Annotated in this window: 18 protein-coding genes and 1 pseudogene; 14 read left to right on the top strand and 5 right to left on the bottom strand. The window is 64.9% G+C overall.

The window, feature by feature from the left end; all coding sequences use genetic code 11:
- Positions 1–132 precede the first annotated feature (132 nt).
- The 9 genes and pseudogenes from mobB to ybaK all read left to right on the top strand — a co-directional run bounded on the left by mobB (position 133) and on the right by ybaK (position 13,138).
- Complete coding sequence (mobB, locus tag P6U27_RS29135; RefSeq protein WP_122405085.1) at positions 133–660, top strand: molybdopterin-guanine dinucleotide biosynthesis protein B; 528 nt, start codon at positions 133–135, stop codon at positions 658–660.
- Positions 661–669: 9 nt separating this feature from the next.
- The gene (gene glp / locus P6U27_RS29130; protein WP_407121632.1) at positions 670–1,926 is read left to right on the top strand and encodes a gephyrin-like molybdotransferase Glp; all 1,257 of its coding nucleotides are present in this window, start codon (positions 670–672) and stop codon (positions 1,924–1,926) included.
- Between the two features lie 45 nt (positions 1,927–1,971).
- Complete coding sequence (locus P6U27_RS29125; RefSeq protein WP_122405083.1) at positions 1,972–2,205, top strand: sulfurtransferase TusA family protein; 234 nt, start codon at positions 1,972–1,974, stop codon at positions 2,203–2,205.
- 124 nt (positions 2,206–2,329) lie between these two features.
- Positions 2,330–3,758: pseudogene (locus P6U27_RS29120) on the top strand (sigma-54-dependent transcriptional regulator).
- On the top strand, positions 3,751–5,775 hold the full coding sequence (locus P6U27_RS29115; RefSeq protein ID WP_122405081.1) for a cache domain-containing protein: 2,025 nt from the start codon (positions 3,751–3,753) through the stop codon (positions 5,773–5,775). Before P6U27_RS29120 ends, P6U27_RS29115 begins: the two are co-directional and overlap by 8 nt.
- Positions 5,776–6,112: 337 nt before the next feature.
- Positions 6,113–7,765, top strand: a complete 1,653-nt coding sequence (locus P6U27_RS29110; protein WP_209294453.1) for an OFA family MFS transporter — start codon at positions 6,113–6,115, stop codon at positions 7,763–7,765.
- 293 nt (positions 7,766–8,058) lie between these two features.
- Complete coding sequence (locus tag P6U27_RS29105) at positions 8,059–9,762, top strand: NADH-ubiquinone oxidoreductase-F iron-sulfur binding region domain-containing protein (RefSeq protein ID WP_407192965.1); 1,704 nt, start codon at positions 8,059–8,061, stop codon at positions 9,760–9,762.
- Positions 9,759–12,524, top strand: a complete 2,766-nt coding sequence (gene fdhF, locus P6U27_RS29100; RefSeq protein WP_407192964.1) for a formate dehydrogenase subunit alpha — start codon at positions 9,759–9,761, stop codon at positions 12,522–12,524. The genes P6U27_RS29105 and fdhF overlap by 4 nt, the downstream gene beginning before the upstream one ends.
- Positions 12,525–12,664: 140 nt before the next feature.
- The gene (ybaK, locus tag P6U27_RS29095; protein ID WP_122405077.1) at positions 12,665–13,138 is read left to right on the top strand and encodes a Cys-tRNA(Pro) deacylase; all 474 of its coding nucleotides are present in this window, start codon (positions 12,665–12,667) and stop codon (positions 13,136–13,138) included.
- Positions 13,139–13,148: 10 nt separating this feature from the next.
- Here ybaK and P6U27_RS29090 read toward each other — a convergent pair whose 3' ends face one another.
- Positions 13,149–13,832 (bottom strand): GntR family transcriptional regulator, encoded by a 684-nt coding sequence (locus P6U27_RS29090; RefSeq protein ID WP_122405076.1) that lies wholly within the window; start codon positions 13,830–13,832, stop codon positions 13,149–13,151.
- Positions 13,833–13,983: 151 nt separating this feature from the next.
- On the opposite strand from P6U27_RS29090, the gene tcuA reads away from it, so the two are divergent.
- Together tcuA and tcuB are read left to right on the top strand one after the other, a co-directional pair.
- Complete coding sequence (gene tcuA / locus P6U27_RS29085) at positions 13,984–15,363, top strand: FAD-dependent tricarballylate dehydrogenase TcuA (RefSeq protein WP_407192963.1); 1,380 nt, start codon at positions 13,984–13,986, stop codon at positions 15,361–15,363.
- Positions 15,350–16,450, top strand: coding sequence for a tricarballylate utilization 4Fe-4S protein TcuB (tcuB, locus tag P6U27_RS29080; RefSeq protein WP_407192962.1), 1,101 nt, complete (start codon positions 15,350–15,352; stop codon positions 16,448–16,450). The genes tcuA and tcuB overlap by 14 nt, the downstream gene beginning before the upstream one ends.
- 86 nt (positions 16,451–16,536) lie before the next feature.
- Here the strand turns inward: tcuB and pncB are convergent, their stop codons facing one another.
- Together pncB and P6U27_RS29070 are read right to left on the bottom strand one after the other, a co-directional pair.
- Entirely contained in the window at positions 16,537–17,841 is a 1,305-nt protein-coding gene (gene pncB / locus P6U27_RS29075; RefSeq protein ID WP_129143609.1) for a nicotinate phosphoribosyltransferase, read from the bottom strand.
- A 143-nt stretch (positions 17,842–17,984) separates the two neighbouring features.
- Positions 17,985–18,905 (bottom strand): LysR family transcriptional regulator, encoded by a 921-nt coding sequence (locus P6U27_RS29070; protein ID WP_407192961.1) that lies wholly within the window; start codon positions 18,903–18,905, stop codon positions 17,985–17,987.
- A 102-nt stretch (positions 18,906–19,007) separates the two neighbouring features.
- On the opposite strand from P6U27_RS29070, the gene pcaH reads away from it, so the two are divergent.
- Positions 19,008–19,796: a protocatechuate 3,4-dioxygenase subunit beta gene (gene pcaH / locus P6U27_RS29065; protein ID WP_407192960.1), complete on the top strand. Its 789-nt coding sequence runs from the start codon at positions 19,008–19,010 to the stop codon at positions 19,794–19,796.
- A 5-nt stretch (positions 19,797–19,801) separates the two neighbouring features.
- Positions 19,802–20,428: a protocatechuate 3,4-dioxygenase subunit alpha gene (gene pcaG, locus P6U27_RS29060; RefSeq protein ID WP_122405070.1), complete on the top strand. Its 627-nt coding sequence runs from the start codon at positions 19,802–19,804 to the stop codon at positions 20,426–20,428.
- A 24-nt stretch (positions 20,429–20,452) separates the two neighbouring features.
- Here the strand turns inward: pcaG and P6U27_RS29055 are convergent, their stop codons facing one another.
- Together P6U27_RS29055 and P6U27_RS29050 are read right to left on the bottom strand one after the other, a co-directional pair.
- Positions 20,453–21,064 (bottom strand): NYN domain-containing protein, encoded by a 612-nt coding sequence (locus P6U27_RS29055; protein ID WP_407194492.1) that lies wholly within the window; start codon positions 21,062–21,064, stop codon positions 20,453–20,455.
- A gap of 361 nt (positions 21,065–21,425) precedes the next feature.
- Positions 21,426–22,331, bottom strand: a complete 906-nt coding sequence (locus tag P6U27_RS29050) for a helix-turn-helix domain-containing protein (RefSeq protein ID WP_407192959.1) — start codon at positions 22,329–22,331, stop codon at positions 21,426–21,428.
- A gap of 50 nt (positions 22,332–22,381) precedes the next feature.
- Here P6U27_RS29050 and pobA point away from each other — a divergent pair, with 50 nt between their 5' ends.
- Positions 22,382–23,554: a 4-hydroxybenzoate 3-monooxygenase gene (gene pobA / locus P6U27_RS29045; protein WP_407192958.1), complete on the top strand. Its 1,173-nt coding sequence runs from the start codon at positions 22,382–22,384 to the stop codon at positions 23,552–23,554.
- Positions 23,555–23,597: the final 43 nt, after the last annotated feature.

The raw sequence follows: 23,597 nt of genomic DNA, 5'->3' as shown, positions 1-23,597 counted from the left end.
CGTCATTGCGAGCGCAGCGAAGCAAATCCAGAATAATATCCGCAGTGACGGTCTGGATTTGTTTCGCTGCGCTCGCAATGACGGCCGGCGGGTTCCATCGGCTGGCGAGCCGTTGGCGGAGATCGAACGGTTATGAAAGTCATCGGCCTTGCAGGCTGGAGCGGTGCGGGCAAGACCACGCTGTTGACGCGGCTGATCCCGCATTTCAAGGCGCAAGGCCTGCGCGTCTCCGTGATCAAGCATGCGCATCACCAGTTTGACGTCGATGTGCCCGGCAAGGATTCCTGGCGCCATCGCGAGGCCGGCGCGGCGGAGGTGCTGGTCGCTTCGTCAAAGCGGTGGGCGCTGATGCATGAGTTGCGCGGGGCGGCGGAGCCGCGGCTGCCGGAGCTGCTCGAGAAGCTCTCCGCGGTCGATGTCGTCGTGGTCGAGGGCTTCAAGCGCGAGCCGCATCGCAAGATCGAGGTGCATCGTGCCGCGAACGGCAAACCGCTGCTCTTTCCCGACGATCCCGGAATTGCCGGGATTGCGACCGACACCGCGGTTGAAACCCGGCTGCCGACCGTCCATCTCGATGATATCCCTGCTGTAGCCGCGTTGCTGCTGCTTGCGGCGATGCCGGTCGAGGAAGTGGTGGCAAGAAGCACCGCGATACGCTGACGAGGCACCATGGCGCAATTATCGGACGATTGCTTTGCCTTCGGCGGCCCGATGATGTCGGTCGACGAAGCCGTCGGCCTCATCACGACACGCGTCAACGCGATCACCGATCTCGAGACTGTTGCGCTGGTCGATGCCGACGGGCGCGTGCTCGCGCGCGATATCGCGGCGCCACTGCCGCTGCCGCCGTTCACCAACTCCGCGGTCGACGGCTACGCCGTGCGCAACGCCGACCTTCCGCAAGCTGCGGAGCAGGCATTCCCGCTCGATGGTCGCATCCAGGCCGGCGGGCTTGCGCAAGCGCCAATCAAGCCCGGCCACACCGCGCGGATCTTCACCGGCGCGCCGATGCCGCCGGATGCCGAGACCGTCTTCATGCAGGAGGACGTCCGCATCGATGAGTCCGGCAAGATCGTGTTGCCGCCGGGGCTGAAGCCCGGCGCCAATGTCCGTCCCGCAGGCGAGGACATTCCGCAAGGTCACGTCGCGCTGCGCGGCGGCCAGCGCTTGCGGCCGCAGCATGTCGCGCTCGCCGCCGCATTCGGCCTGACGAGGCTCGACGTCGTCAGGCGCATCCGCGTCGCCGTGTTCTCGACCGGCGACGAATTGGCCTCACCTGGCGAGCCGCGCTCCGCCTCGCAGCTGTTTGATTCCAATCGCTTCATGCTGATGACGATGCTGCGGCGGCTCGGCTGCGAGGTCAGCGACCTCGGCATCCTGCGGGATGAGCGAACGTCACTTGCGAGCGGCCTGAAGCAGGTCGCAGGTCACCACGACCTGATCCTCACCACCGGCGGCGTCTCGACCGGGGAGGAGGATCACGTCAAGGCGGCGGTCGAGAGCGTCGGCTCGCTGGTGCTGTGGCGGATGGCGATCAAGCCCGGCCGTCCCGTGGCGATGGGTATCATCGACGGCGTGCCGCTGATCGGATTGCCGGGCAATCCCGTCGCGAGCTTCGTGACGTTTGTCCATGTGGTGCGACCGACGGCCTTGGCGCTGGGGGGAGGCCTACCGGAGCCGCTGACGCCCATCCCGCTGCGGGCGGCGTTCACTTACAAGAAGAAGGCCGGGCGGCGCGAATATGTGCGCGCCTCGCTGCGCCGCGCTGAGGACGGCGGCCTCGAGGCGATCAAGTTCCCGCGCGAAGGAGCCGGGCTGTTGTCCTCGCTGGTCGAGACTGACGGACTCGTCGAACTCGGCGAGGACATCACCAATGTCGAGCCGGGTCAGGACGTGGGCTTCCTGTCCTACGCCGACCTGCTCTAGGGCCCTTCCGTTGACGCCATCGCTTCGTCCCGCCATGTTGCGGCCATGGCCAGAACGACGCTCGATCTCACCGGACTGAAATGCCCGCTGCCCGCCCTCAAGACGCGCAAGGCGCTCAAGCCTTTGCAGCCGGGTGATCAGCTCGAGGTTCACTGTACCGATCCCTTGTCGGTGATTGACATTCCGAACCTGATTCGCGAGACCGGCGACAAGGTCGAGATCACCGAGCGCAACGAGACGCGCATCGTGTTCCTGGTCGAAAAGAGCGACGCCCCGTAGGAAGGCGAATATTCACGGCGGGGACGTTTGACTATGCTGCGCCTGGGGGAACGGCCGGAGCTTCGCTGCAATGCGAAAGGCGCCGATTATTGTGGTGGATGATCTCAAACCTTAAACATCGGGCATGACTTTCTCAACATCGAGGGCAAGCGCAGCCGCAAACCCCACGGTGGGTCGCGAGCCTGCCGTCAAGCTCGGCAAGGCAGCTGCAGGGCCGGAGTTCAGCGCGCTGGCGCAGGCCTCCATCCTGATCGTCGACGACGAGCCGGGCATGCGCAATTTCCTGGTGCGCACGCTGGCGCCGCGCTGCAAGCTGGTGGACGAGGCGGCCGATACCGACCAGGCTTCGCGCAAGCTCGATTCCAATCGCTACGACGTCGTCATTCTCGATAACATCATGCCGGGCAAGAACGGCGTCGATTGGCTCGCCGAGCAGCGCGCCGTCGGCTTTTTCGCCGACGCCATCCTGATCACCGCCTATGCCGACCTCGACACCGCGATCCAGGCCCTGCGCGCCGGTGCGGCCGATTTCGTGCTGAAGCCGTTCCGCTCCAACCAGATCCTCAACGCGGTGGCACGATGCCTCGACCGTGTCCGCCTGCAGCGCGAGAACTATGTCCTGCGCTACGCTTTGCGTGCCTCGTCCGACCGCACGTTCCTGCGTGACAATCTGATCGGACGGTCGGCGGCGACGCTGCGCGTGCGTGAGACCATCGCCCGCGTCGCGCGCCTGCCGACCTCGGTTCTCCTCACCGGCGAATCCGGCACCGGCAAGGAAGTCGCCGCGCGCTCGATCCACTCGCTGTCCGATCGCGCCGACAAGCCCTTCGTGCCCGTGAATTGCGCGGCGATCCCGCCCGAGATGATTGAGGCCGAGCTGTTCGGGCACATCAAGGGCGCCTTCACCGGCGCCGATTCGGGGCGCGAGGGCCTGTTCCTGTATGCGCATGGCGGCACGCTGTTTCTCGACGAGATCGGGGAGCTGCCGCTGCCGATGCAGAGCAAGCTGCTCCGCGTGCTCGAGGACCGCCGCGTCCGTCCGGTCGGCTCCGAGCGCGAAGTTCCGGTCGACCTGCGCTTCATCTTCGCAACCAATGCCGAGCTGCAGAAGGAGGTCGAGAAGGGACGTTTCCGAGCCGATCTGTTCTACCGGCTCAACGTGATGCAGATCCGCCTGCCGCTCCTGAAGCGGCGATGACGTGCAGGAGCTTGCCACCATCTTCATGAGCAAGCTCTCGGCTCAGCTCGGCATGCCGCCGGTGCCGATCGACGCCTCGGTGCGGGCGGCGCTCGCAAGCTATGACTGGCCGGGCAACGTGCGCGAACTGCGTAACCTGATCGAGCGCACGCTGATCCTCGGCGCCTTCCCCGACGATTTCGCCGGCCCCCGCGACAACGGTCAGTCGGCGCCTGCCGACAGTCTCGCGGAGCTCGAGCGCCGTCACATTCTCGGCGTGCTGAAGGAGGTCAATGGCAATCGCGAGGAGGCGGCGCGGCGCCTCGGCATCTCGCGCAAGACCATCGACCGCAAATGCGCGTTGTGGGATGTCTGATGCTGGCGGCCGCAGCGGCGAGCCCGTGCGGGGACGCTCCGTCCGCTTCCGGCTGCTCGCGATCGCGCTGCTGCCGATGCTGGTCATCCTGCCGCTCCTGCTCGGCGTTGCGATCTATCGCTGGAACGCGAAATTCGACGCGACCCTGATCTCCAAGGTCAACGGCGATCTCACCATCGCCCACCAATATCTCGCCCGCATCCTCGAAAAGACCGGCGTCCAGCTCCGGGCGCTCAGCCTGTCGGCCCGCTTCCACGAGGTGCTGGCGCCGGATGCGCGCGGCTCCCTGCAGGATCTGCTCGATGAGACCCGCAAGGAAATCGGCCTCGATTTCCTGTATCTGGCCAACGGCCACGGCGACGTCCTGGCCTCGTCGCCGCCGCTGCAGCATCGACCGAGAAGTGACTGGCCGATCATCATGTCGGCGCTGTCGGGCCAGGCTCCTGCGACGGGCGTCGACATTTTCGGCAATGACGAGCTCGCCGCAATTTCGCCGGCCCTGGCCGAGCGCGCGCGCTTGGACCTCGTGCCGACCCCGAACGCAGTGCCGACCGACCGCAGCACGGAGACGCGCGGCATGGTCGTGCATGCGGCCAGCCGGGCGATGCTGCCTGACGGTGGCGCCGCTGCGCTGGTCGGCGGCACACTGCTCAACCAGAATCTCGAATTCATCGACACGATCAACGATCTCGTCTATCGCGCGGCGAGCCTGCCGGAGGGCAGCCAGGGCACCGCGACGCTGTTCCTGGACGACGTACGGATATCGACCAACGTCCGCCTGTTCGAGGGACGGCGCGCGCTCGGCACGCGCGTGTCGGCGGCGGTGCGCTCGGCCGTGCTGGGCGAGGGGCGCACCTGGCTCGACAGCGCTTTCGTGGTCAATGACTGGTACATCTCCGCCTACGAGCCGCTGGTGGACAGTTACGGCAAGCGGGTCGGCATGCTCTATGTCGGCTTTCTGGAGAAGCCGTTCAGCGAAGCCAAATACCAGACATTGGTGATCATCATCGCGGCGTTCATCATCATCACCGCCGCGACCGTACCGATCTTCCTGCGCTGGGCGAGCTCCATCTTCATGCCGCTGGAGCGCGTTACGGCGACGATCACCGAGGTGGAGCGCGGGAACCTCTCCGCCCGCACCAAGATGCCGGTACTGGGCGACGAGATCGGCCGCGTCGCGGTTCATCTCGACAGCCTGCTCGACCAGATCCAGGAACGCGACCGGCAACTCCGCGAATGGAATGAAGAGCTGAACGTGCGCGTGCGCGAGCGCACCCGCGACCTCGAGCACGCCAATCTCAAGCTCGAGGCAACCACCAAGCAGCTCATCATGTCCGAGAAGCTGGCTGCGATCGGCGAGATCACCGCCGGCGTTGCGCACGAGATCAACAATCCGATCGCGGTGATGCAGGGCAATCTCGACGTCATCCGCAGCGTGTTCGGCGGCGATGCCGACAAGGCGAAGGTCGAGTTTCGCCTGCTCGACGAGCAGATTCACCGCATCAGTCAGATCGTGACCAAGCTGTTGCAGTTTGCGAGGCCGGAGGAATATGCCGGCTATGTCGAGCGCCATGCACCGGCAAGCGTCATCTCCGACTGTCTGCCGCTGGTGCAGCATCTTCTGAACAAGACCGAGATCGCCGTGGTCAGGGATGATCGTGCCAACCGGCTCGTGCTGATGAACAGCAACGAGTTGCAGCAGGTGCTGGTCAATCTCATCGTCAACGCGATCCACGCCATGCCGGAAGGCGGAACCCTGACGCTCCGCTCCTTCGATGCCGAGCGCGAAGGCCAGCAGGGCGTCGCCATCGAGGTCGCCGACACCGGCATCGGCATGAGCGCTGAGGTGATCGAAAAGATATTCGACCCCTTCTACACGACGAAGCGGCGGCAAGGCACCGGGCTCGGCCTCTCCATCAGCCAGACGCTGATCAAGCGCCAGGGCGGACAGATCACGGCCGAAAGCCGCGTCGGTTCCGGGAGTACATTCACGGTGTGGCTGCCGGAAGCGACCTGATTGGACATTTTGTCCAAGGACCTCGGGACATTCTGTCCGACGCAGCACATTGCGCTGCGGGAAGTCGTTGAATTGTCACGATGCCATTTCTGGCACGCGCGTTGCTCATTTCAAGACAGGGTGTTGAGGGGATGAGGGCGCGATAGCCGTCACTGCAACGCTGCTCGCAAGGCGAAGGGACATCACCCGCGATCAGCTGCTTGCTCGGTGCGCATGAGGCGATGTGCACCAGACATTCCGCTTCGACATGAAGTCCGACCCGTCATGCGCGGCTGCGAGCACGCATGACCGGTCTCAAACCGATGTGCCGGAAGGCCGCGCTTGGGAGGTAATGCTTATGACGACTGCCGATACCGTTCTTGCACCGGTTGGTGCTTCCGGCTTTCTCGATCGTGAACGCACGATCGCGACGGCCGGGTTCAATCGCTGGCTGGTGCCGCCGGCGGCGCTGTGCATCCATCTGTGCATCGGCATGGCCTACGGCTTCTCGGTGTTCTGGCTGCCGCTGTCGCGCGCAATCGGCGTCGCGGCGCCGAAGGCCTGCCCCGACATGTCGCTGTGGCAGGAGCTGTTCACCACGACCTGCGACTGGAAGGTTGCGAGCCTCGGCTGGATGTACACGCTGTTCTTTGTCCTGCTCGGCGTTTCGGCCGCGATCTGGGGCGGCTGGCTCGAGCGCGCCGGTCCGCGCAAGGCGGGCGTCGTCGCTGCCTGCTGTTGGGGCGGCGGGCTTCTGATCGGTGCCTTCGGCGTCTACGTCCACCAGCTCTGGATCATGTGGCTTGGCTGCGGCGTGATCGGTGGCGTCGGTCTCGGCCTCGGCTACATTTCCCCGGTGTCGACGTTGATCAAATGGTTTCCGGACCGCCGCGGCATGGCGACCGGCATGGCCATCATGGGATTTGGCGGCGGTGCCATGATCGGAGCGCCTCTGGCCAATCTCTTGATCAACTACTTCAAGACGCCGACCTCCGTCGGCGTCTGGGAGACCTTCGTCACGATGGGGGTGGTCTATTTCGTCTTCATGATGATCGGCGCCTTCGCCTATCGCGTGACGCCGGCCGGCTGGCAGCCCGAAGGCTGGACCCCGCCGGTCAAGGCCAACGCGATGATCTCGAAAAACAACGTCCATCTCAACGACGCGCACAAGACGCCGCAGTTCTGGCTGATCTGGTGGGTGCTCTGCCTCAACGTGTCGGCAGGTATCGGCGTGATCGGCATGGCCTCGCCGATGCTTCAGGAGATCTTCGCCGGCAAGCTGATCGGTTTGCCGGAAGTCGGCTTCAACGCGCTCGATGCCGGGCAGAAGGCGCAGATCGCCGCGATCGCCGCCGGCTTCGCCGGATTGCTGTCGCTGTTCAACATCGGCGGCCGCTTCTTTTGGGCGTCGCTGTCGGACAGGATCGGGCGGAAGAACACCTACTACACGTTCTTCATCCTCGGCATCGTGCTCTACGCGCTGGCGCCGACCTTTGCGGCGATGGGCTCGAAGCTCCTGTTCGTGGCCGGATTCGGCATCATCCTGTCGATGTATGGCGGCGGGTTTGCGACCGTGCCGGCCTATCTTGCCGACATGTTCGGAACGCAGTTCGTCGGCGCCATCCACGGCCGTTTGCTGACGGCGTGGTCGACCGCCGGCATCATCGGCCCGGTCGTGGTGAACTACATCCGCGAGTTCCAACTTGCGGCCGGCGTGCCGCGCGACCAACTCTACAACACCACCATGTACATCCTCTGTGCGATGTTGATCGCGGGCCTGATCTGCAATTACCTGATCAAGCCCGTGGATTCGAAGTGGCACATGAAGGAGGCCGACGTCGCCAAGTTGCAGGCGGCGAGCGCCAGCGCCGCGGCTGCGGGGCCGCACGGCTCCTACGGCATCGGATTTGGCGGGCTTGACATCAAGGCGGCGTTCTTCTGGGCGATCGTCGGCGGTCCTCTCCTCTGGGGTGTCTGGAAGACGCTGGAGAGCGCGGTCAAGATTTTCTGATCTTCGCCGCGGGCGGGAGCGCAGCTTGCGCGCTCCCGCCGTAGCCTCGGAGCCGGAGCGCGATACGATTTCGCTATCGCAGCATGGGAAGCCTTTATTGATCTCCAGACCAATTCAGGCTTCGTTCCATCAGTTGGCGCGTTAGACGAACGCAAGGCTGTGTCCGGCAGCACTCCAAGGTTGCCTTTCGAGCCGCGCTTAACTGCTTCCGAGAGCATGAGAATTTACTTGGCATCTGGCATGCCAGAAGCTAGAACTGGAGCCGTTCTAAAAGACGAGATCGAGACCAATCGATGAGCCACGACGTGCACAAGGTCCGCCCGTTCGAGCATCCCGGCGAGGGGCGCCGACGCGCCAAGGCGACTCCCAAGGGGCGGCAGGTCGATCCCACGGCCGCGCACGAGATCGAGAAGTTGCTCGGCGACAGGCCGCGGCGGCGCGATCTCTTGATCGAATATCTGCACCTGATCCAGGACAAGTACCATCAAATCTCGGCTGCGCATCTGGCCGCGCTCGCCGACGAGATGAAGCTCGCCTTCGCCGAGGTGTTCGAGACCGCGACCTTCTATGCGCATTTCGACGTGGTGAAGGAAGGCGAGCCCGACATTCCGCCGCTGACGATCCGCGTCTGCGATTCGCTGACTTGCGCGATGCTTGGCGGCGAGAAGCTGCTCGAGGATCTGCAGAGTGCGTCAGGTCCCGGCATCCGCGTCGTGCGCGCGCCCTGCGTCGGTCGTTGTGATACCGCGCCTGCCGCGGAAGTCGGTCACAACTTCGTCGATCACGCCACCGTCGCCAACGTAATGGCGGCGGCCAAGGCTGGCGACACTCACGCGCATCTGCCCAAATATGTCGACTACGATGCCTATGTCGCCGGCGACGGCTACAAGCTGCTGGGCCGGCTGCGCTCGGGCGAGCTGTCGAAGGACGATCTCCTCAAGGCGCTCGACGATGCTTCGCTGCGCGGCCTCGGCGGCGCCGGCTTCCCGACGGGACGGAAATGGCGCGCGGTACTGGGCGAACCGGGCCCGCGGCTGATGGCGATCAACGGCGACGAGGGCGAGCCGGGCACGTTCAAGGACCGCTATTACCTGGAAACCGATCCGCACCGCTTCATCGAGGGCATGCTGATCGGCGCGCACGTGGTGCAGGCCTCCGACATCTACATCTATCTGCGCGACGAATACCCGGCATCGCGCGAGATCCTCGAGCGCGAGATCGCCAAGCTCCCTCCGGGCGGCCCGACGCTGCACATGCGCCGCGGCGCCGGCGCCTATATCTGCGGCGAGGAATCCTCGCTGCTGGAAAGCATCGAGGGCAAGCGCGGCCTGCCCCGGCACAAGCCGCCATATCCGTTCCAGGTCGGCCTGTTCGGGCTGCCGACGCTGATCAACAACGTCGAGACGTTGTGGTGGGTGCGCGACATCGTCGAGAAGGGCGCCGATTGGTGGAAGGGCCATGGTCGCCACGAGCGTCATGGCCTGCGCAGCTTCTCGGTCTCGGGCCGCGTGAAGAATCCCGGCATGAAGCTGGCGCCCGCGGGCATCACCGTGCGCGAGCTGATCGACGAATATTGCGGCGGCATGGCTGATGGCCATCAGTTCTATGCGTATCTGCCAGGCGGTGCCTCCGGCGGCATCCTGCCGGCCTCGATGGACGACATCCCGCTCGACTTCGGCACGCTGGAGAAATACGGCTGCTTCATCGGCTCGGCTGCGATCGTGATCCTGTCGCATAGTGACAGCGTGCGCGCGGCAGCACTGAACCTGATGAAGTTCTTCGAGGACGAGAGCTGCGGCCAGTGCACGCCGTGCCGCGTCGGAACCCAGAAGGCGGCGCTGCTGATGCAGAGGCCGGTCTGGAACCGCGCCTTGCTGGAAGAATTGAGCCAGGCGATGCGCGACGCCTCGATCTGCGGGCTCGGACAGGCGGCATCGAACCCGCTGTCCTCTGTGATCAAATATTTCCCCGACGAGTTCAAGGAAGCGGCCGAATGACGAAGATTACGTTCGAGCTCGACGGCAAGCAGGTCGAGGCCAAGCCCGGCGAGACGATCTGGCAGGTCGCAAAACGCCAGGGCCGCGACATTCCGCATCTCTGCTATTCGCCGGCACCGGACTATCGCCCCGACGGCAATTGCCGCGCCTGCATGGTCGAGATCGAAGGCGAGCGCGTGCTGGCGGCATCCTGCAAGCGCACGCCGTCCGTCGGGATGAAGGTGAAGACGGAATCCGCGCGTGCGATTGCGGCACAAAAGATGGTGATGGAGCTGCTCGTCGCCGACCAGCCGGCACGCGAAACCTCGCACGATCCGGATTCGAAGTTCTGGCACTGGGCCGAGACCACGGGTGTCACCGAAAGCCGCTTCCCCGCCGCCGAACGCTGGGCGACCGACGCCAGCCATCCGGCGATGCGCGTCAATCTCGATGCCTGCATCCAGTGCGGCCTGTGCGTGCGCGCCTGCCGCGAGGTCCAGGTCAACGACGTCATCGGCATGGCCTATCGCAATGCCGGCGCCAAGATCGTGTTCGATTTCGACGATCCCATGGGCGAATCCACCTGCGTCGCCTGCGGCGAATGCGTGCAGGCCTGCCCGACCGGGGCGCTGATGCCGGCCGTGATGCTCGACGACAAGCAGACCCGCGTCACCTATGCCGACAGGAAGGTCGACTCGCTCTGCCCGTTCTGCGGCGTCGGCTGCCAGGTCACGTATGAGGTCAAGGACGAGAAGGTGATCTATGCGGAAGGCCGTGACGGCCCCGCCAACCACAACCGTCTCTGCGTGAAGGGCCGTTTCGGCTTCGACTACATCCACCATCCGCATCGCCTGACCAAGCCGCTGGTGCGGCTGCCCAATGCGAAGAAGGATGCCAACGACCAGGTCGATCCCGCCAATCCCTTCACGCATTTCCGTGAAGCGAGCTGGGAAGAGGCGCTCGACATCGCGGCTGAGGGATTGGTCAAGATTCGCGACGAGAAGGGCGTGAAGGCGCTGGCCGGCTTCGGCTCGGCCAAGGGCTCCAACGAAGAGGCGTATTTGTTCCAGAAGCTGGTGCGTACCGGTTTTGGCTCGAACAACGTCGACCATTGCACCCGTTTGTGCCACGCCTCGTCGGTCGCGGCGCTGTTCGAAGGATTGAGCTCGGGGGCGGTGTCGGCGCCGTTTGCGGCCGCGATGGACGCCGAAGTGATCTGGGTGATCGGTGCCAACCCGACGGTGAATCATCCGGTCGCGGCGACCTACATCAAGAATGCGGCGAAGAACGGTGCCAAGCTGTTCGTCATGGATCCCCGGCGACAGACGCTGTCGCGTCACGCGACCAAGCATCTGCAGTTCAAGCCCGGCTCCGACGTTGCGATGTTGAATGCGATAATCAACACGATCATCACCGAAGGCCTGACCGACGACCAGTATATCGCCGGCTACACTGAGGGCTTCGAGGAGCTCAAGGAGAAGATCAAGGAATTCACGCCGGAGAGGATGGAGCCGATCTGCGGCATCCCGGCGCAGACGCTGCGTGAGGTCGCACGGACCTATGCGCGCGCGAAATCGTCGATCATTTTCTGGGGCATGGGCATCAGCCAGCACGTTCACGGCACCGACAATGCGCGCTGCCTGATTGCGCTTGCATTGATCACCGGCCAGGTCGGCCGTCCCGGCACCGGCCTGCATCCGCTGCGCGGCCAGAACAATGTGCAGGGCGCCTCCGACGCCGGCCTGATTCCGATGTTCCTGCCGGACTACCAGCCGGTCGGCCGCGACGACCTGCGCGGCGCCTTCGAAAAGCTCTGGCAGCAGGACCTCGATCCCGTCCGGGGGCTGACCGTGGTCGAGATCATGAACGCGATCCATGACGGCGAGATCAAGGGCATGTATATCGAGGGCGAGAATCCCGCGATGTCCGATCCCGATCTCCAGCATGCCCGCGAAGCGCTCGCCATGCTCGATCATCTCGTGGTGCAGGATCTCTTCGTCACCGAGACCGCATTCCATGCCGACGTGATCCTGCCGGCCTCGGCCTTTGCGGAGAAGGAGGGCTCCTTCACCAACACCGACCGCCGCGTGCAACTTGCGCGCCAGGTGATCAATCCGCCGGGCGATGCGCGGCAGGATCTCTGGATCATCCAGGAGATCGGCAAGCGCATGGGGCTGCCGTGGAATTATTCAGGCCCCGGCGACGTCTATACCGAAATGGCGGAGCTGATGCCGTCGCTGAAGAACATCAGCTGGGAGCGGCTGGTGCGCGAAGGCGCGGTCACCTATCCGGCCGACGCTCCCGACAAGCCCGGCAACGAGATCATCTTCACCACGGGCTTCCCGACCGCGACCGGCCGCGGCAAGATCGTGCCGGCCAAGGTCATCCCGCCGGACGAGATTCCGGACGATGAATATCCGATGGTGCTGTCGACCGGCCGCGTGCTGGAGCATTGGCACACCGGCTCGATGACGCGCCGCGCCCAGGTGCTCGATCAGATCGAGCCGGAGGCGGTCGCGTTCATGTCGCCGAAGGACATGCGGAAGAAGAACCTCGCGCCGGGCGATTTCATTCGCCTGGAGACTCGCCGCGGCGCCGTCGAGGTCAAGGTCCGCTCCGACCGCGACGTGCCGGAGAACATGGTGTTCATGCCGTTCTGCTACGCCGAGGCGGCGGCGAACCTGCTCACCAACCCGGCGCTGGACCCGTTCGGCAAGATCCCGGAGTTCAAGTTCTGCGCAGTACGGGCCGAGCGCGCCGAGATGCGGGACGCGGCGGAGTAGGGGGGCGTCGCGGGTGGGGCGCGCATCTGCACCCACACCGTCATTGCGAGCGAAGCGAAGCAATCCAGACTGCCTCCGCGGCAAGATTCCGGGTTGCTTCGTCGCTTCGCTCCTCGCAATGACGGTGGTAAATACCGTTTATGTCCAAAGTCACCCCCGCCACACGTGCGCTTGGCGCCGCCGGTGTTGCCTTCACCGTTCACACCTACGACTATGATCCCGACGCCGAGAGTATCGGGCTTCAGGCGGCCGCTGCCCTTGGCGAGGACCCGGCGCGCGTCCTGAAGACGCTGATGGCGCTGGTCGATGGCAAGCCGGTCTGCGTGGTCGTGCCGTCCGACCAGGAGGTCTCGATGAAGAAGCTGGCGGCGGCGGCGAGCGGCAAGTCGGCGCAGATGATGAAGCCGCCCGAGGCCGAGCGCGTCACCGGCTACAAGGTCGGCGGCATCAGCCCGTTCGGGCGGCGGCGGACGGTGCGCACCGTGGTCGAGCAGAGCGCGCTCGCCCATGACCTGGTCTATCTCAACGGCGGGCAGCGCGGCTTGCAGGTGCGGCTGAAGCCCGGTGACGTCAGGGAAGTTTTGAAGGCGGTCGTCGCGGACGTGCTGGCGTGAGCGTCTCGGCCTATTGCTTCTGCAGCAGCTTGAGCCGGCAGCGCAGCGCTTCGCGGATGTGTGCGCGCGCCAGCTGCTCGGCCTTGTCGCCGTCGCGCGCGGCGATCGCGTCGATGATAGCCTGATGCTCGGCGTGGCTGGTCGAAGGGCGGCCCGATACGGTGAAGGTGGTCGGGCCGAGCAGGGCGATCCAATCCTGCAATTCCCGCGAAGCGTTGTCGAGATAGCGGTTGCGTGCGGCGCGGCAGATGGCCTCGTGGAAGGCGCGGTTGAGCCGCGCCATTTCGGCTGCGTCTCTCGCGGATGTCTCGACAAAGGCCTGCTCGATATCGCAGAGCGCGTCGATCTCCGTCATTGAAGCGTGCGCGGCGGCGAGGCGCGCGGCAGCGCCTTCCATGATCTCGCGCATGGCGTAGAGCTCGAGCACCTCGGAGATGTCGAGATTGCGGACGATCAGCCCGCGGCCGCCGGCGGGCGCGACGAAACCGCGCGCCGCGAGCCGGCCCAGCGCTTCCCGCACCGGCGTGCGGCTGACCTTGAGCCGCTGCGCCACTTCCTCCTCGCGCAGGCGGTCGCCGGCGCGGTAGCTGCCGGCCTGGAGCGCCTCGCACAGTGAGCGGAACACGGCTTCGCCCAGCGCCACGCCGGCGCCGCGCGAAACCGATCCGCCTGTCTTTGCCGGGCGTCTGGCCATGATCCCTCGATGCGCATCCTGCCCATGCAGAGATGCCGCTTGCGCCTGTTATGTATATCTTTGTATACAAAAGTACGCAATGGCGGATCGGCGGCAATCGAGCCCGCCGGCCGGCAGAATGTCTCCAACTTCGTCGCATCGGGCAGACGGCATGGGCAGCAAATACGACGTGCTGGTGATCGGAGGCGGCAACGCGGCCCTGTGTGCGGCGATCAGCGCACGGCGCGGCGGCGCCTCGGTGCTCGTGCTCGAAGGTGCGCCGAAGTTCTATCGCGGCGGCAACACCCGCCACACCCGCAACATGCGCTGCGCCCACGATGCGGCGACCGAAATCCTGACTGGCCCCTATACCGAACAGGAATTCTGGGAGGACCTGCTGCGCGTCACCGGCGGGCAGACCGACGAGGAGCTGGCCCGTCACATGATCCGGGAGTCCAAGGACATCCTGAACTGGATCGTGGAGCAGGGCGTGCGCTGGCAGCCCTCGCTGGGCGGCACGCTGAGCCTCGGCCGCACCAACTCCTTCTTTCTCGGCGGCGGCCGGGCCATGCTGAACGCGTTGTATCTCACGGCCGAACGGCTCGGCGTCGAGGTCGAATACGACGCCGAGGTCATCGACCTCGTGATCGAGGATGGCATGTTCCTCGCCGCGCGCCTCAAGGGCGAGACCGAGATCCGCGCGACTTCGCTGGTCGCGGCGGCTGGCGGCTTCGAGGCCAACGTCGAATGGCTGAAGCGATATTGGGGCGAGGCTGCCGACAATTTCCTGATCCGCGGCACCCCCTATAATCGCGGCTCGATCTTGAAGCTGCTGCTCGACAAGGGCGTGCAGGAGGTCGGCGATCCCACGCAATGTCATGCGGTCGCGATCGACGCCCGCGCGCCGAAATTCGACGGCGGCATCATCACGCGCCACGACTCCGTCGTGTTCGGCATCGTCGTCAACAGGCATGCCCAGCGCTTCTACGACGAGGGCGAGGACATCTGGCCGAAGCGCTACGCGATTTGGGGCCGCCTGGTCGCGGCGCAGCCCGACCAGATCGCCTACATCATCTTCGATTCCACCGTCGTCACGAGCTTCATGCCGACGCTGTTTCCGCCGATCGCCGGGCAGAGCGTCGCCGAGCTTGCCGGTAAGCTGGAGCTCGATCCGACCGCGTTGGAGAAGACCATCACTGAATTCAACGCCGCGGTGCGGCCCGGCACGTTCGATCACACCATTCTGGACGACTGTCGCACAGAGGGCATAACGCCACCCAAGACGCACTGGGCGCGCAAAATCGAAACGCCGCCTTATCTCGCCTATCCGGTGCGGCCCGGCATCACCTTCACCTATCTCGGCACGCGCGTGAACAAGGAGGCGCGGATGCTGATGAAGGGCGGCAAGCCATCAGGCAACATGTTCGCCGCCGGCGAGATCATGGCCGGCAACGTGCTCGGCCAGGGCTATGCGGCCGGCATGGGCATGACCATCGGCAGCGTGTTCGGGCGGATCGCAGGACGGGAAGCGGCGAAACATGCACGGAACTAGGATTTTGGACGAAGCCGACCGTCTGATGACGGTCTGCAATTCCTGTCGCTATTGCGAGGGTCTGTGCGCGGTATTTCCGGCGATGGAGATGCGGCGCGCCTTCTCCGACGGCGACCTCAACTATCTCGCCAATCTCTGCCATGCCTGCGGCGCCTGCTACGTCGACTGCCAGTTCTCGCCGCCGCACGAGTTCAACGTCAACGTTCCCAAGACGCTTGCGGTCGCACGCGCGGAATCCTATGCGGCCTATGCCTGGCCGCGCATGCTGTCCGGCGCGTTCGCGCGCAACGGCCTCCTCATCAGCATCATCGCCGCGCTGAGCATGGCGGCCTTCATCCTCGGCTTCGCCGTGCTCAACGATCGCAACGTGCTGTTCGGCGTCAACACCGGGCCGGGTGCGTTCTACAAATTGATGCCGCACAATGCGATGGCTGCGCTGTTCAGCGCCGCACTTCTCTATGCCATCCTAGCCCTCGCCATGAGCGTGCGCGCGTTCTGGCGCGATATTGGTGCGCCGATCGGCGGCCGCGCCGATGGCGGCTCGATGTTCCAGGCGATCCGTGATGCCGGCGAGCTGAGCTATCTCCATGGCGGCGGCGTCGGCTGCTACAACGAGGACGACCGTCCGACGGACCGGCGCAAGCTCTATCATCATCTGACGTTCTATGGCTTCCTGCTCTGCTTTGTCGCGACGTCGGTGGCGACGCTGTATCACTATCTCTGGGGACGCGAGGCGCCGTATCCGTGGTGGGATCTGCCGGTCGTGCTCGGCACGCTCGGTGGCATCGGTCTGATCATCGGGCCGATCGGCCTGTTCATGGCCAGGATGCAGCGCGATCCGGCGCTGCTCGACGAGAGCCGCTACGGCATGGATGTCGGCTTCATCGCCATGCTGTTCCTGACCGGTTTCACCGGGATGCTGCTGCTGCTCCTGCGCGAGACTGGCGCGATGGGCCCGCTGCTCGCGCTGCATCTCGGTGCGGTGTTTGCTCTGTTCATCACCATGCCCTACGGCAAGTTCGTGCACGGCATCTATCGCTTCGCCGCGCTGGTGCGTTACGCGCAGGAGCGGCGAACGGCGGCATGACCGGCGAACCCGCTCGCCGTCTTACGCCACCTCGCGCTCCGGCGCGGAAGCCTGCTCGCGGGCCATCGCCGTCGCCGTGACGTGCTCTACACCAGCACCGGCTTGCGCACGCGGCCGGCGTCGCCGAACACGCGCAGGTAACGCTCGATCTCCGAGGGAAGGCCGGTCGCTTTCTCCGGATTGTCGGAGAGCTTGACGGCCGGATGGCCGTCCACCGACGAGACCTTGCAGACCAGCGAGATCGGATCGAGATCGAACGAGCCATCCGGCGTGCAGCCGACGAAGTCGTTGGTGAGGTTGGTGCCCCAGCCGAAGGAGAGCCGCACGCGACCGGCGAAGTGATGATAGGTCTCCTCGATCGAGCCGACGTCCATCGCGTCGGAAAAGACGAGGAGCTTGTCCTTGGGGTTGCGGCCCTTCTTCTGCCACCAGGCGACGATCTCCTCGCCGGCCTGGATCGGCGGCGCGCTGTCGGGGCGGAAGCCGGTCCAGTCGGCGACCCATTCCGGCGCATCGCGCAGGAAGGCCTTGGTGCCGAAGGCGTCGGGCAGCGCGATCAGGAGGTTGCCGCCATAGGTCTGGCGCCACTGGTCGAGAATCCGGTAAGGCGCCCAGCGCAATTCCTCGTCGTCCCTGGCGAGCGCGGCTGCGACCATCGGCAGCTCGTGTGCGTTCGTGCCGATCGCTTCGAGATCGTTGTCCATCGCGAGCAGCACGTTGGAGGTGCCGATGAAGGATGAGCCCAGGCCTTCCTTCACCGCCTCGACGCACCAGCGCTGCCAGAGGAAGCCGTGACGGCGGCGGGTGCCGAAGTCGGAGAGCCGCAAGTTCTCCAGCTTGCGCAGCCGCTCCACCTTGGTCCACAGCTTGGCCTTGGCGCGGGCATAGAGCACGTCGAGCTCGAAGCGGCCGCGGCCCTTCATCGCCGCGCGCGAGCGCAGCTCGTTGAGGATCGCAAGCGCCGGAATTTCCCACATCGTGGTGTGGGTCCAGGGGCCATGGAAATGCAGCTCGTACTGGCCTTCGACCTTGCGCAGCTCGTACTCAGGCAAACGGAATTCCGCCAGCCAGCGGATGAAGTCCGCCGAGAACATATGAGTCTTGCCGTAGAAGGTGTTACCGGCGAGCCAGATCAGCTCTTTCTTGCTGAAGCGGATGGTGCGGGCGTGGTCGAGCTGGGCGCGCAGCTCGCCCTCGTCGATGATCTCGGCGAGCCGCACATGGCGCGAGCGGTTGATGACCGAGAAGGTCACCTGCTGACTCGGGTAATCCTCCCGAATCATCTGTAACATCAATAGCTTGTAGAAGTCGGTATCAAGCAGGCTGCGGATGATGGGATCCAGCCGCCAGCTGTGATTGTAGGTCCGGCTCGCAATGTCGGTCACTGTCATGAGCGGATTTTAGCGCGGCTCCCCTTGCGCAACCAGTGGGTTTGCGAAGGGCAGTCTTGCAGACGACGGCACCTGACATCAGGACTTGATATCAGGGCTCGATGTCAGGGCTCGATATCGGGGCTCGATGTCAGGACTTGATGTCAGGACTTGCCGGCCGTCGCCGCGACGGCCTCGAGCTGGCTCCTGACCCAGCGGTGGGCCGGGTCTTTCTGGTAACGCTGGTGCCAGACCATGAACATCGGCAACTCGGCCAGGGTCCGCGCGCGGGACGCCAGCGGTATCGGCGTTTGTCCAAAGCCGCGCATCACGCCGGATGCGAGCAGGCTCGGCATGCTCGCAAGCATCTGCGAGCCGCGCAGGAACGACGGGACGCCGGAGAAGCTCGGCACCGAGATCGCGATGTCGCGATGGAGCCCGTTGGCTGCCAGCCGGCGATCGAAGTCGAGCCGCTCATTGTCAGTATAGACCACGGTGATGTGACGCGCCGCGAGATAAGTGTTGCGGCTGGCCGGCGCGGCACGCGCCTTTGCGTCGTAGTAGCAGACGTAGTGATCCCTCAGCAGCCGTTTCTGCACGATGTCGACGCCGGATGGCGGCAGCGGGGTGATCAGGAGGTCGCAGCGGTTCTCGCGCAGCATCGCCGGCGAAGGCGATTGCGAGGGAATCACGCGCAGGTTCAAGCTCTTCACTTGTGCGGCGACGTGGTCGAAGAACCGTGGCAGCAACAGGTCGCGCTGGAAGTCGTTGGCGGCGATCGTCAGCGACAGCTGGGCCTGGGCCGGCGCGAAGCTGACGCCGCCGGCAAAGCTGCGCATCTCATCGATCAGCGCGCGTGCCTTGCCGGCCAGCGCCTGGGCATGAGCCGTCGCAACGATGCCACGGCCGGACTTGGCGAACAGCGGATCGCCCGCGATGCGCCGCAGCTTGTTCAGGGCGTGGCTGACCGCAGATTGCGTCAGGCCGAGCCGCGTGGCCGCCGCCGTCACCGAACCTTCCTCCAGCACCGCGAGGAACAGTTCGAGGGCGTGGCCGTCGAGAGCCAAATGATCGATTTTATTCATGAAATATATTATAATCGATCTATTTATCTGTGGAATAGGCCGGCCCATGATCTCCCGATAAGCCGCGCCCGGACCTGGGCGCTTCAGGGAGAGACAACGCCGATGAATGCCCAGGCGCCAGCCTTGCGGGATCCCCGCCTCAACCGACCCGAGCCCTTTACGCCGCCGCTCGGCGACGGCGGCTTCTTTCAGCGTGATCGTTCCATTCATCCGCCAGCGCATGCGCCGGGGTACAAATCCTCGGTGCTGCGCTCGCCGCGCCAGGCGCTGCTGTCGCTGGAGAACTCGATCTCGGAGATCACCGGGCCGGTGTTCGGGCACAATGATCTCGGCCCGCTCGACAATGATCTGATCCGCAATTACGCCAAGGACGGCGATCCGGTCGGCGAGCGCATCATCGTCCATGGCCGCGTGCTGGACGAGACCGGCCGCGGCGTTCCGAACACGCTGGTCGAGTTCTGGCAGGCCAATGCCGGCGGCCGCTACCGGCACAAGAAGGACACGTATGTGGCGCCGATCGACCCGAATTTCGGTGGCTGCGGCCGCGCGCTCACCGACGATACCGGCTACTACTACTTCCGCACCGTGAAGCCGGGCCCCTATCCCTGGCGCAACTACGTCAACAGCTGGCGCCCCGCTCACATCCATTTCTCGGTGTTCGGCTCGGGCTTTGCCCAGCGCTTGATCACGCAGATGTATTTCGAGGGCGATCCCCTGATCCCGGTCTGTCCGATCCTGACGACGATCCCGGACAAGGATGCACTCGACCGCCTGGTGGCGCCCCTCGACCTCAACGCCTCGAAGCCGTTCGACTCGCTGGCCTACCGCTTCGACATCGTCCTGCGTGGCCAGCGCTCCACCTATTTCGAAAATCGCACCGCGGGGAACTAAAACCCATGCCGCAGCCGCTCAACTATCTCAAGGAAACCGCCTCGCAGACCGCCGGGCCCTACGTCCATATCGGCCTGATCCCGGCGATGGCCGGCTTCGACATCTTCGAGAAGAATTTCTCCAACGTGCTGGTGACGCCGAATACCAAGGGCGAACGCATCACGCTGGAGGGCAGGGTGCTCGACGGCGCCGGCACGCCGTTGCGCGACGTGCTGCTGGAGATCTGGCAGGCCAATGCGGCCGGCCGCTACAACCATCCGGCCGACCGTTCGGCCGGTGCGCTGGAGGAAGAGTTTCGCGGCTGGGGCCGCGCCGGCTCCGACTTCGACAGCGGCCTCGTCACCTTCGAGACCATCAAACCGGGCGCGATCACCGACAGGACTGGGCGCAAATGCGCGCCGCACGTCAATCTCTGGATCGTCGCGCGCGGCATCAATATCGGTCTCAACACGCGGCTCTATTTCTCGGACGAAGAGGCCGCCAATGCCGCCGATCCCGTGCTCAACCTGATCGAGCAGCCGGCCCGGCGCGCGACGCTGATCGCAAAGCGCAGCGAGCGTGCCGGCAAGATCGTGTACACCTTCACGATCAATCTGCAGGGGCCGGAAGAGACGGTGTTCTTCGACGTGTGAGTATCCTGCGGTCGTCTCGCAGGGTCACTCGACCCGGTCGTCGCGCTTGATCGTTCCGCGCGCGAGGAATTGCTGCGGCTGCCGCAGCTCGCGCGATCCCGTGCGCTCGACCGGATCTCGTCCCAGCTTTGGTCTCAGTTCGGCCAAATCCATGAAGACGTCCGCCTGCCGGCGCAAGTCGTCGGCGACCATGGGGGGCTGAGTGGACAGTGTGGAGACGACCGTCACGCGGACACCGCGGCGTTGCAAGGCCTCAACCAGCGAACGGAAATCGCCATCGCCCGAGAACAACACGATCTGATCGACGTGCGGGGCGAGCTCCATCGCGCTTACGGCGAGGTCCACATCCATGCGGCCTTTCACCTTGCGGCGGCCGGTCGTGGCGTCGACGAATTCCTTGGTGAGCTTGGTGACGACGGTGTATCCGTTGTAGTCGAGCCAGTCGATCAACGGGCGGATCGACGAAAATTCCTGATCCTCGATGAGGGTCGTATAGTAGAAGGCCCGAAGCAGCGTACCTCGGCTTTGAAATTCGCCGAGCAGGCGTCTGTAGTCGATGTCGAAGCCGAGCGCCTTGGCGGTGGCATAGAGATTGGAGCCGTCGATGAAGAGCGCGAACTTCCCAAACGAAGACATTGTGCACGAATCCCCAGTTCGACACGAAAGCTGACCGTCCAGCCGGAATGGCTCGGTGTGTCGGCCGGAAAATACTGAAGGCGCCGATGGCTTGCCTAAAAAGCGGCGCAGACGACCGGACAGGGTTGGCCGCCTTGCGCCGAGGTTAGGGAGGTTCCATGCCACCAGCGCCAGGGCGCCGAATGCAGTCACGCTAAGGCGTTCGCATCCCCTGCTCAATTGTACGGAGGTAAAGGGCCTCTATCCAAAGGATGGGACGCCATATACGAAGGTAAGTGGCCGCGAAGACGCCGGATTGAGGCGGTCGGCGCGCACCGCGGCCTAGTAGATTGCGACGTTTGGAGGTTTGGCTTCCGGGGCCTCAGCTTTCGCTGCCATGGAGCTGGGCGCGGAAGGCGCGCGGCGATACGCCCGTGGCTGCGGCGTAGACCCGGCTGAAATAGGCAGGATCCTCGAAGCCGAGCGCGTAGGCGATCGTCGAGACCGGCAGGTTGGTGTAGACGAGGTTGCGCCGCGCCTCGCGGATCAGGCGATTGAGGATGAGATGCGAGGCGGTGTCGCCGGTCGCCGCCCGCGTGATCCGGTTGAGATGCGTCGGGGTCACCGACAGCGCCTTGGCATAATCGGCGACGCTCCAGCGCTCCAGGTGGTGCTGCTCCAGCAGTGCCTCGAAGCGGCGGAATAATCCGCTTTCCGCCGTACCGCTGCCGCCGCGCTCGCCCGTGAGTGCGCGTGCCACGAGCCCGATCATGGCTGCCGACAGGGCGCGGAGCACGTGCGCACGGCCGAAATCGCGAGCGGCGTGTTCGGCGAAGATCTGCTTCATGATGGCGCGGATCTGCGGCGTGCCGCGCACCACGCCCGATTGCGACAGGACACCGCGCAGGCCCTCGGCCGAGAGCAACGCCTCATCCAGAATCTCCGCCGCCATCGTCAGTACCCAGCCCTGGGTACCGGGCACGAACCGGAAGCCATGGACGTGGCCGACAGGCACGTTGACGATCTGCATCGGCCTCAAGGGCACCAGGCGCCCGTCGAGTGTCGCCTCGCCGCCGCCGCGCTCGATCAGCAGCACCTGGTGCAGCCGGGCATGGCGGTGCACGGCCAGCGTCCAGTCGTGCAGCACCGAGCGGGACGCGATCGTCTCGCAATGCACGACATCCGGCAGATCGCCGGACTCCCCGAACAGATTGTAGACCCGGATCGGCGGAGCAGGGGCGGCATTCTTCATGTTCGAATAGTACAAAACAATGACGAAACCCTCCATCGGTTTGCAGCGCCGATTCTGCAAAAAAGTACCGACGGGAGGATGCAAAAATGAAAGTTCAGGTCTGTATCATCGGCGGCGGGCCGTCCGGGCTGCTGCTGTCCCAGCTGCTGCACCTCAAAGGCATCGATACGGTCGTGCTGGAGAAATACAGCCGCGATCACGTGCTGGCCCGGATCCGCGCCGGCGTGCTCGAGCACGGCTTTGCGAAACTGATGCGCGAGGCGCAATGCGGCGAGCGGATGGACCGCGAGGGCGAGATCCATCGTGGGTTCGAGATCGCCCATGACGGCATGCTGTCCCATATCGACCTGCACAAGCATTCCGGCGGCAATTCGGTGCTGGTCTACGGCCAGACCGAGCTGACGCGGGACCTCTACGAGGCCCGCGACCGGCTCGGCGGCAAGGTCGTGCACAACGCCGAGGATGTGACCCCGCACGATCTGACATCCGACCGGCCCTATGTGACGTATCACTCGAACGGTGAAACGATCCGCGTCGATTGCGACTACATCGTCGGCGCCGACGGCTTCCATGGCGTCAGCCGCAAGTCGATCCCGAAGGACGTGCTGCGTGAATATGAAAAGGTCTATCCGTTCGGCTGGCTGGGGGTGCTGTCGCGCACGAAACCGGTGTCGCCCGAGCTGATCTATGTGAAGCACGCGCGCGGCTTTGCGCTCTGCTCACTGCGCTCGCAGGTGCTCAGCCGCTACTACATCCAGGTGCCGCTGACCGACAAGGTGGAGGACTGGAGTGACGATGCGTTCTGGGCCGAGCTGAAGCGCCGCCTGCCGGAGGAGGTCGCGGGACGCCTGATCACGGGGCCGTCGATCGAGAAGAGCATCGCGCCACTGCGCAGCTTCGTCGCCGAGCCGATGAGCTATGGCCGGCTCTTCCTCGCCGGCGATGCCGCCCACATCGTGCCGCCGACCGGCGCGCGCGGCCTGAACAGCGCCGCTTCCGACATCTACTATCTCTACCATGCCATGCTCGCGCACTATCAGCACGGCGACGATTCCGGCCTCAAAGGCTATTCCGCCAAGGCGCTGGCGCGGATCTGGAAGGCGCAGCGCTTCTCCTGGTGGATGACGATGCTGCTGCACCGCTTCCCCGACCGGATCGAATATGAGGATCGGCTGCAACAGACGGAGCTGGACTATCTGCTCTCGTCCGAGACAGCGCAGCGCCTGCTCGCGGAGAATTACGTGGGCCTGCCGTTCTAGGGAGCGCTCTCGCAAGATGCGTGCTGCCATCCCTTCTTTCCTT

The sequence above is a fragment of the Bradyrhizobium sp. STM 3566 genome, assembly GCF_045571445.1.
GTDB classification, from domain to species: Bacteria; Pseudomonadota; Alphaproteobacteria; order Rhizobiales; family Xanthobacteraceae; genus Bradyrhizobium; species Bradyrhizobium vignae.
This window is presented reverse-complemented; position numbering and strand designations above follow the sequence as displayed.

What these genes read in the sequence shown, in the direction of transcription:
- mobB (WP_122405085.1), top strand. Translation starts at nt 133, where the DNA reads ATGAAAGTCATCGGCCTTGCAGGCTGGAGCGGTGCGGGCAAGACCACG.
- glp (WP_407121632.1), top strand. Translation starts at nt 670, where the DNA reads ATGGCGCAATTATCGGACGATTGCTTTGCCTTCGGCGGCCCGATGATG.
- P6U27_RS29055 (WP_407194492.1), bottom strand. Translation starts at nt 21,064, where the DNA reads ATGTCTTCGTTTGGGAAGTTCGCGCTCTTCATCGACGGCTCCAATCTC.
- pcaH (WP_407192960.1), top strand. Translation starts at nt 19,008, where the DNA reads ATGAATGCCCAGGCGCCAGCCTTGCGGGATCCCCGCCTCAACCGACCC.
- P6U27_RS29105 (WP_407192965.1), top strand. Translation starts at nt 8,059, where the DNA reads ATGAGCCACGACGTGCACAAGGTCCGCCCGTTCGAGCATCCCGGCGAG.
- tcuB (WP_407192962.1), top strand. Translation starts at nt 15,350, where the DNA reads ATGCACGGAACTAGGATTTTGGACGAAGCCGACCGTCTGATGACGGTC.
- P6U27_RS29090 (WP_122405076.1), bottom strand. Translation starts at nt 13,832, where the DNA reads ATGGCCAGACGCCCGGCAAAGACAGGCGGATCGGTTTCGCGCGGCGCC.
- pcaG (WP_122405070.1), top strand. Translation starts at nt 19,802, where the DNA reads ATGCCGCAGCCGCTCAACTATCTCAAGGAAACCGCCTCGCAGACCGCC.
- P6U27_RS29115 (WP_122405081.1), top strand. Translation starts at nt 3,751, where the DNA reads ATGTCTGATGCTGGCGGCCGCAGCGGCGAGCCCGTGCGGGGACGCTCC.
- tcuA (WP_407192963.1), top strand. Translation starts at nt 13,984, where the DNA reads ATGGGCAGCAAATACGACGTGCTGGTGATCGGAGGCGGCAACGCGGCC.
- ybaK (WP_122405077.1), top strand. Translation starts at nt 12,665, where the DNA reads ATGTCCAAAGTCACCCCCGCCACACGTGCGCTTGGCGCCGCCGGTGTT.
- P6U27_RS29070 (WP_407192961.1), bottom strand. Translation starts at nt 18,905, where the DNA reads ATGAATAAAATCGATCATTTGGCTCTCGACGGCCACGCCCTCGAACTG.
- fdhF (WP_407192964.1), top strand. Translation starts at nt 9,759, where the DNA reads ATGACGAAGATTACGTTCGAGCTCGACGGCAAGCAGGTCGAGGCCAAG.
- pncB (WP_129143609.1), bottom strand. Translation starts at nt 17,841, where the DNA reads ATGACAGTGACCGACATTGCGAGCCGGACCTACAATCACAGCTGGCGG.
- pobA (WP_407192958.1), top strand. Translation starts at nt 22,382, where the DNA reads ATGAAAGTTCAGGTCTGTATCATCGGCGGCGGGCCGTCCGGGCTGCTG.
- P6U27_RS29050 (WP_407192959.1), bottom strand. Translation starts at nt 22,331, where the DNA reads ATGGAGGGTTTCGTCATTGTTTTGTACTATTCGAACATGAAGAATGCC.
- P6U27_RS29110 (WP_209294453.1), top strand. Translation starts at nt 6,113, where the DNA reads ATGACGACTGCCGATACCGTTCTTGCACCGGTTGGTGCTTCCGGCTTT.
- P6U27_RS29125 (WP_122405083.1), top strand. Translation starts at nt 1,972, where the DNA reads ATGGCCAGAACGACGCTCGATCTCACCGGACTGAAATGCCCGCTGCCC.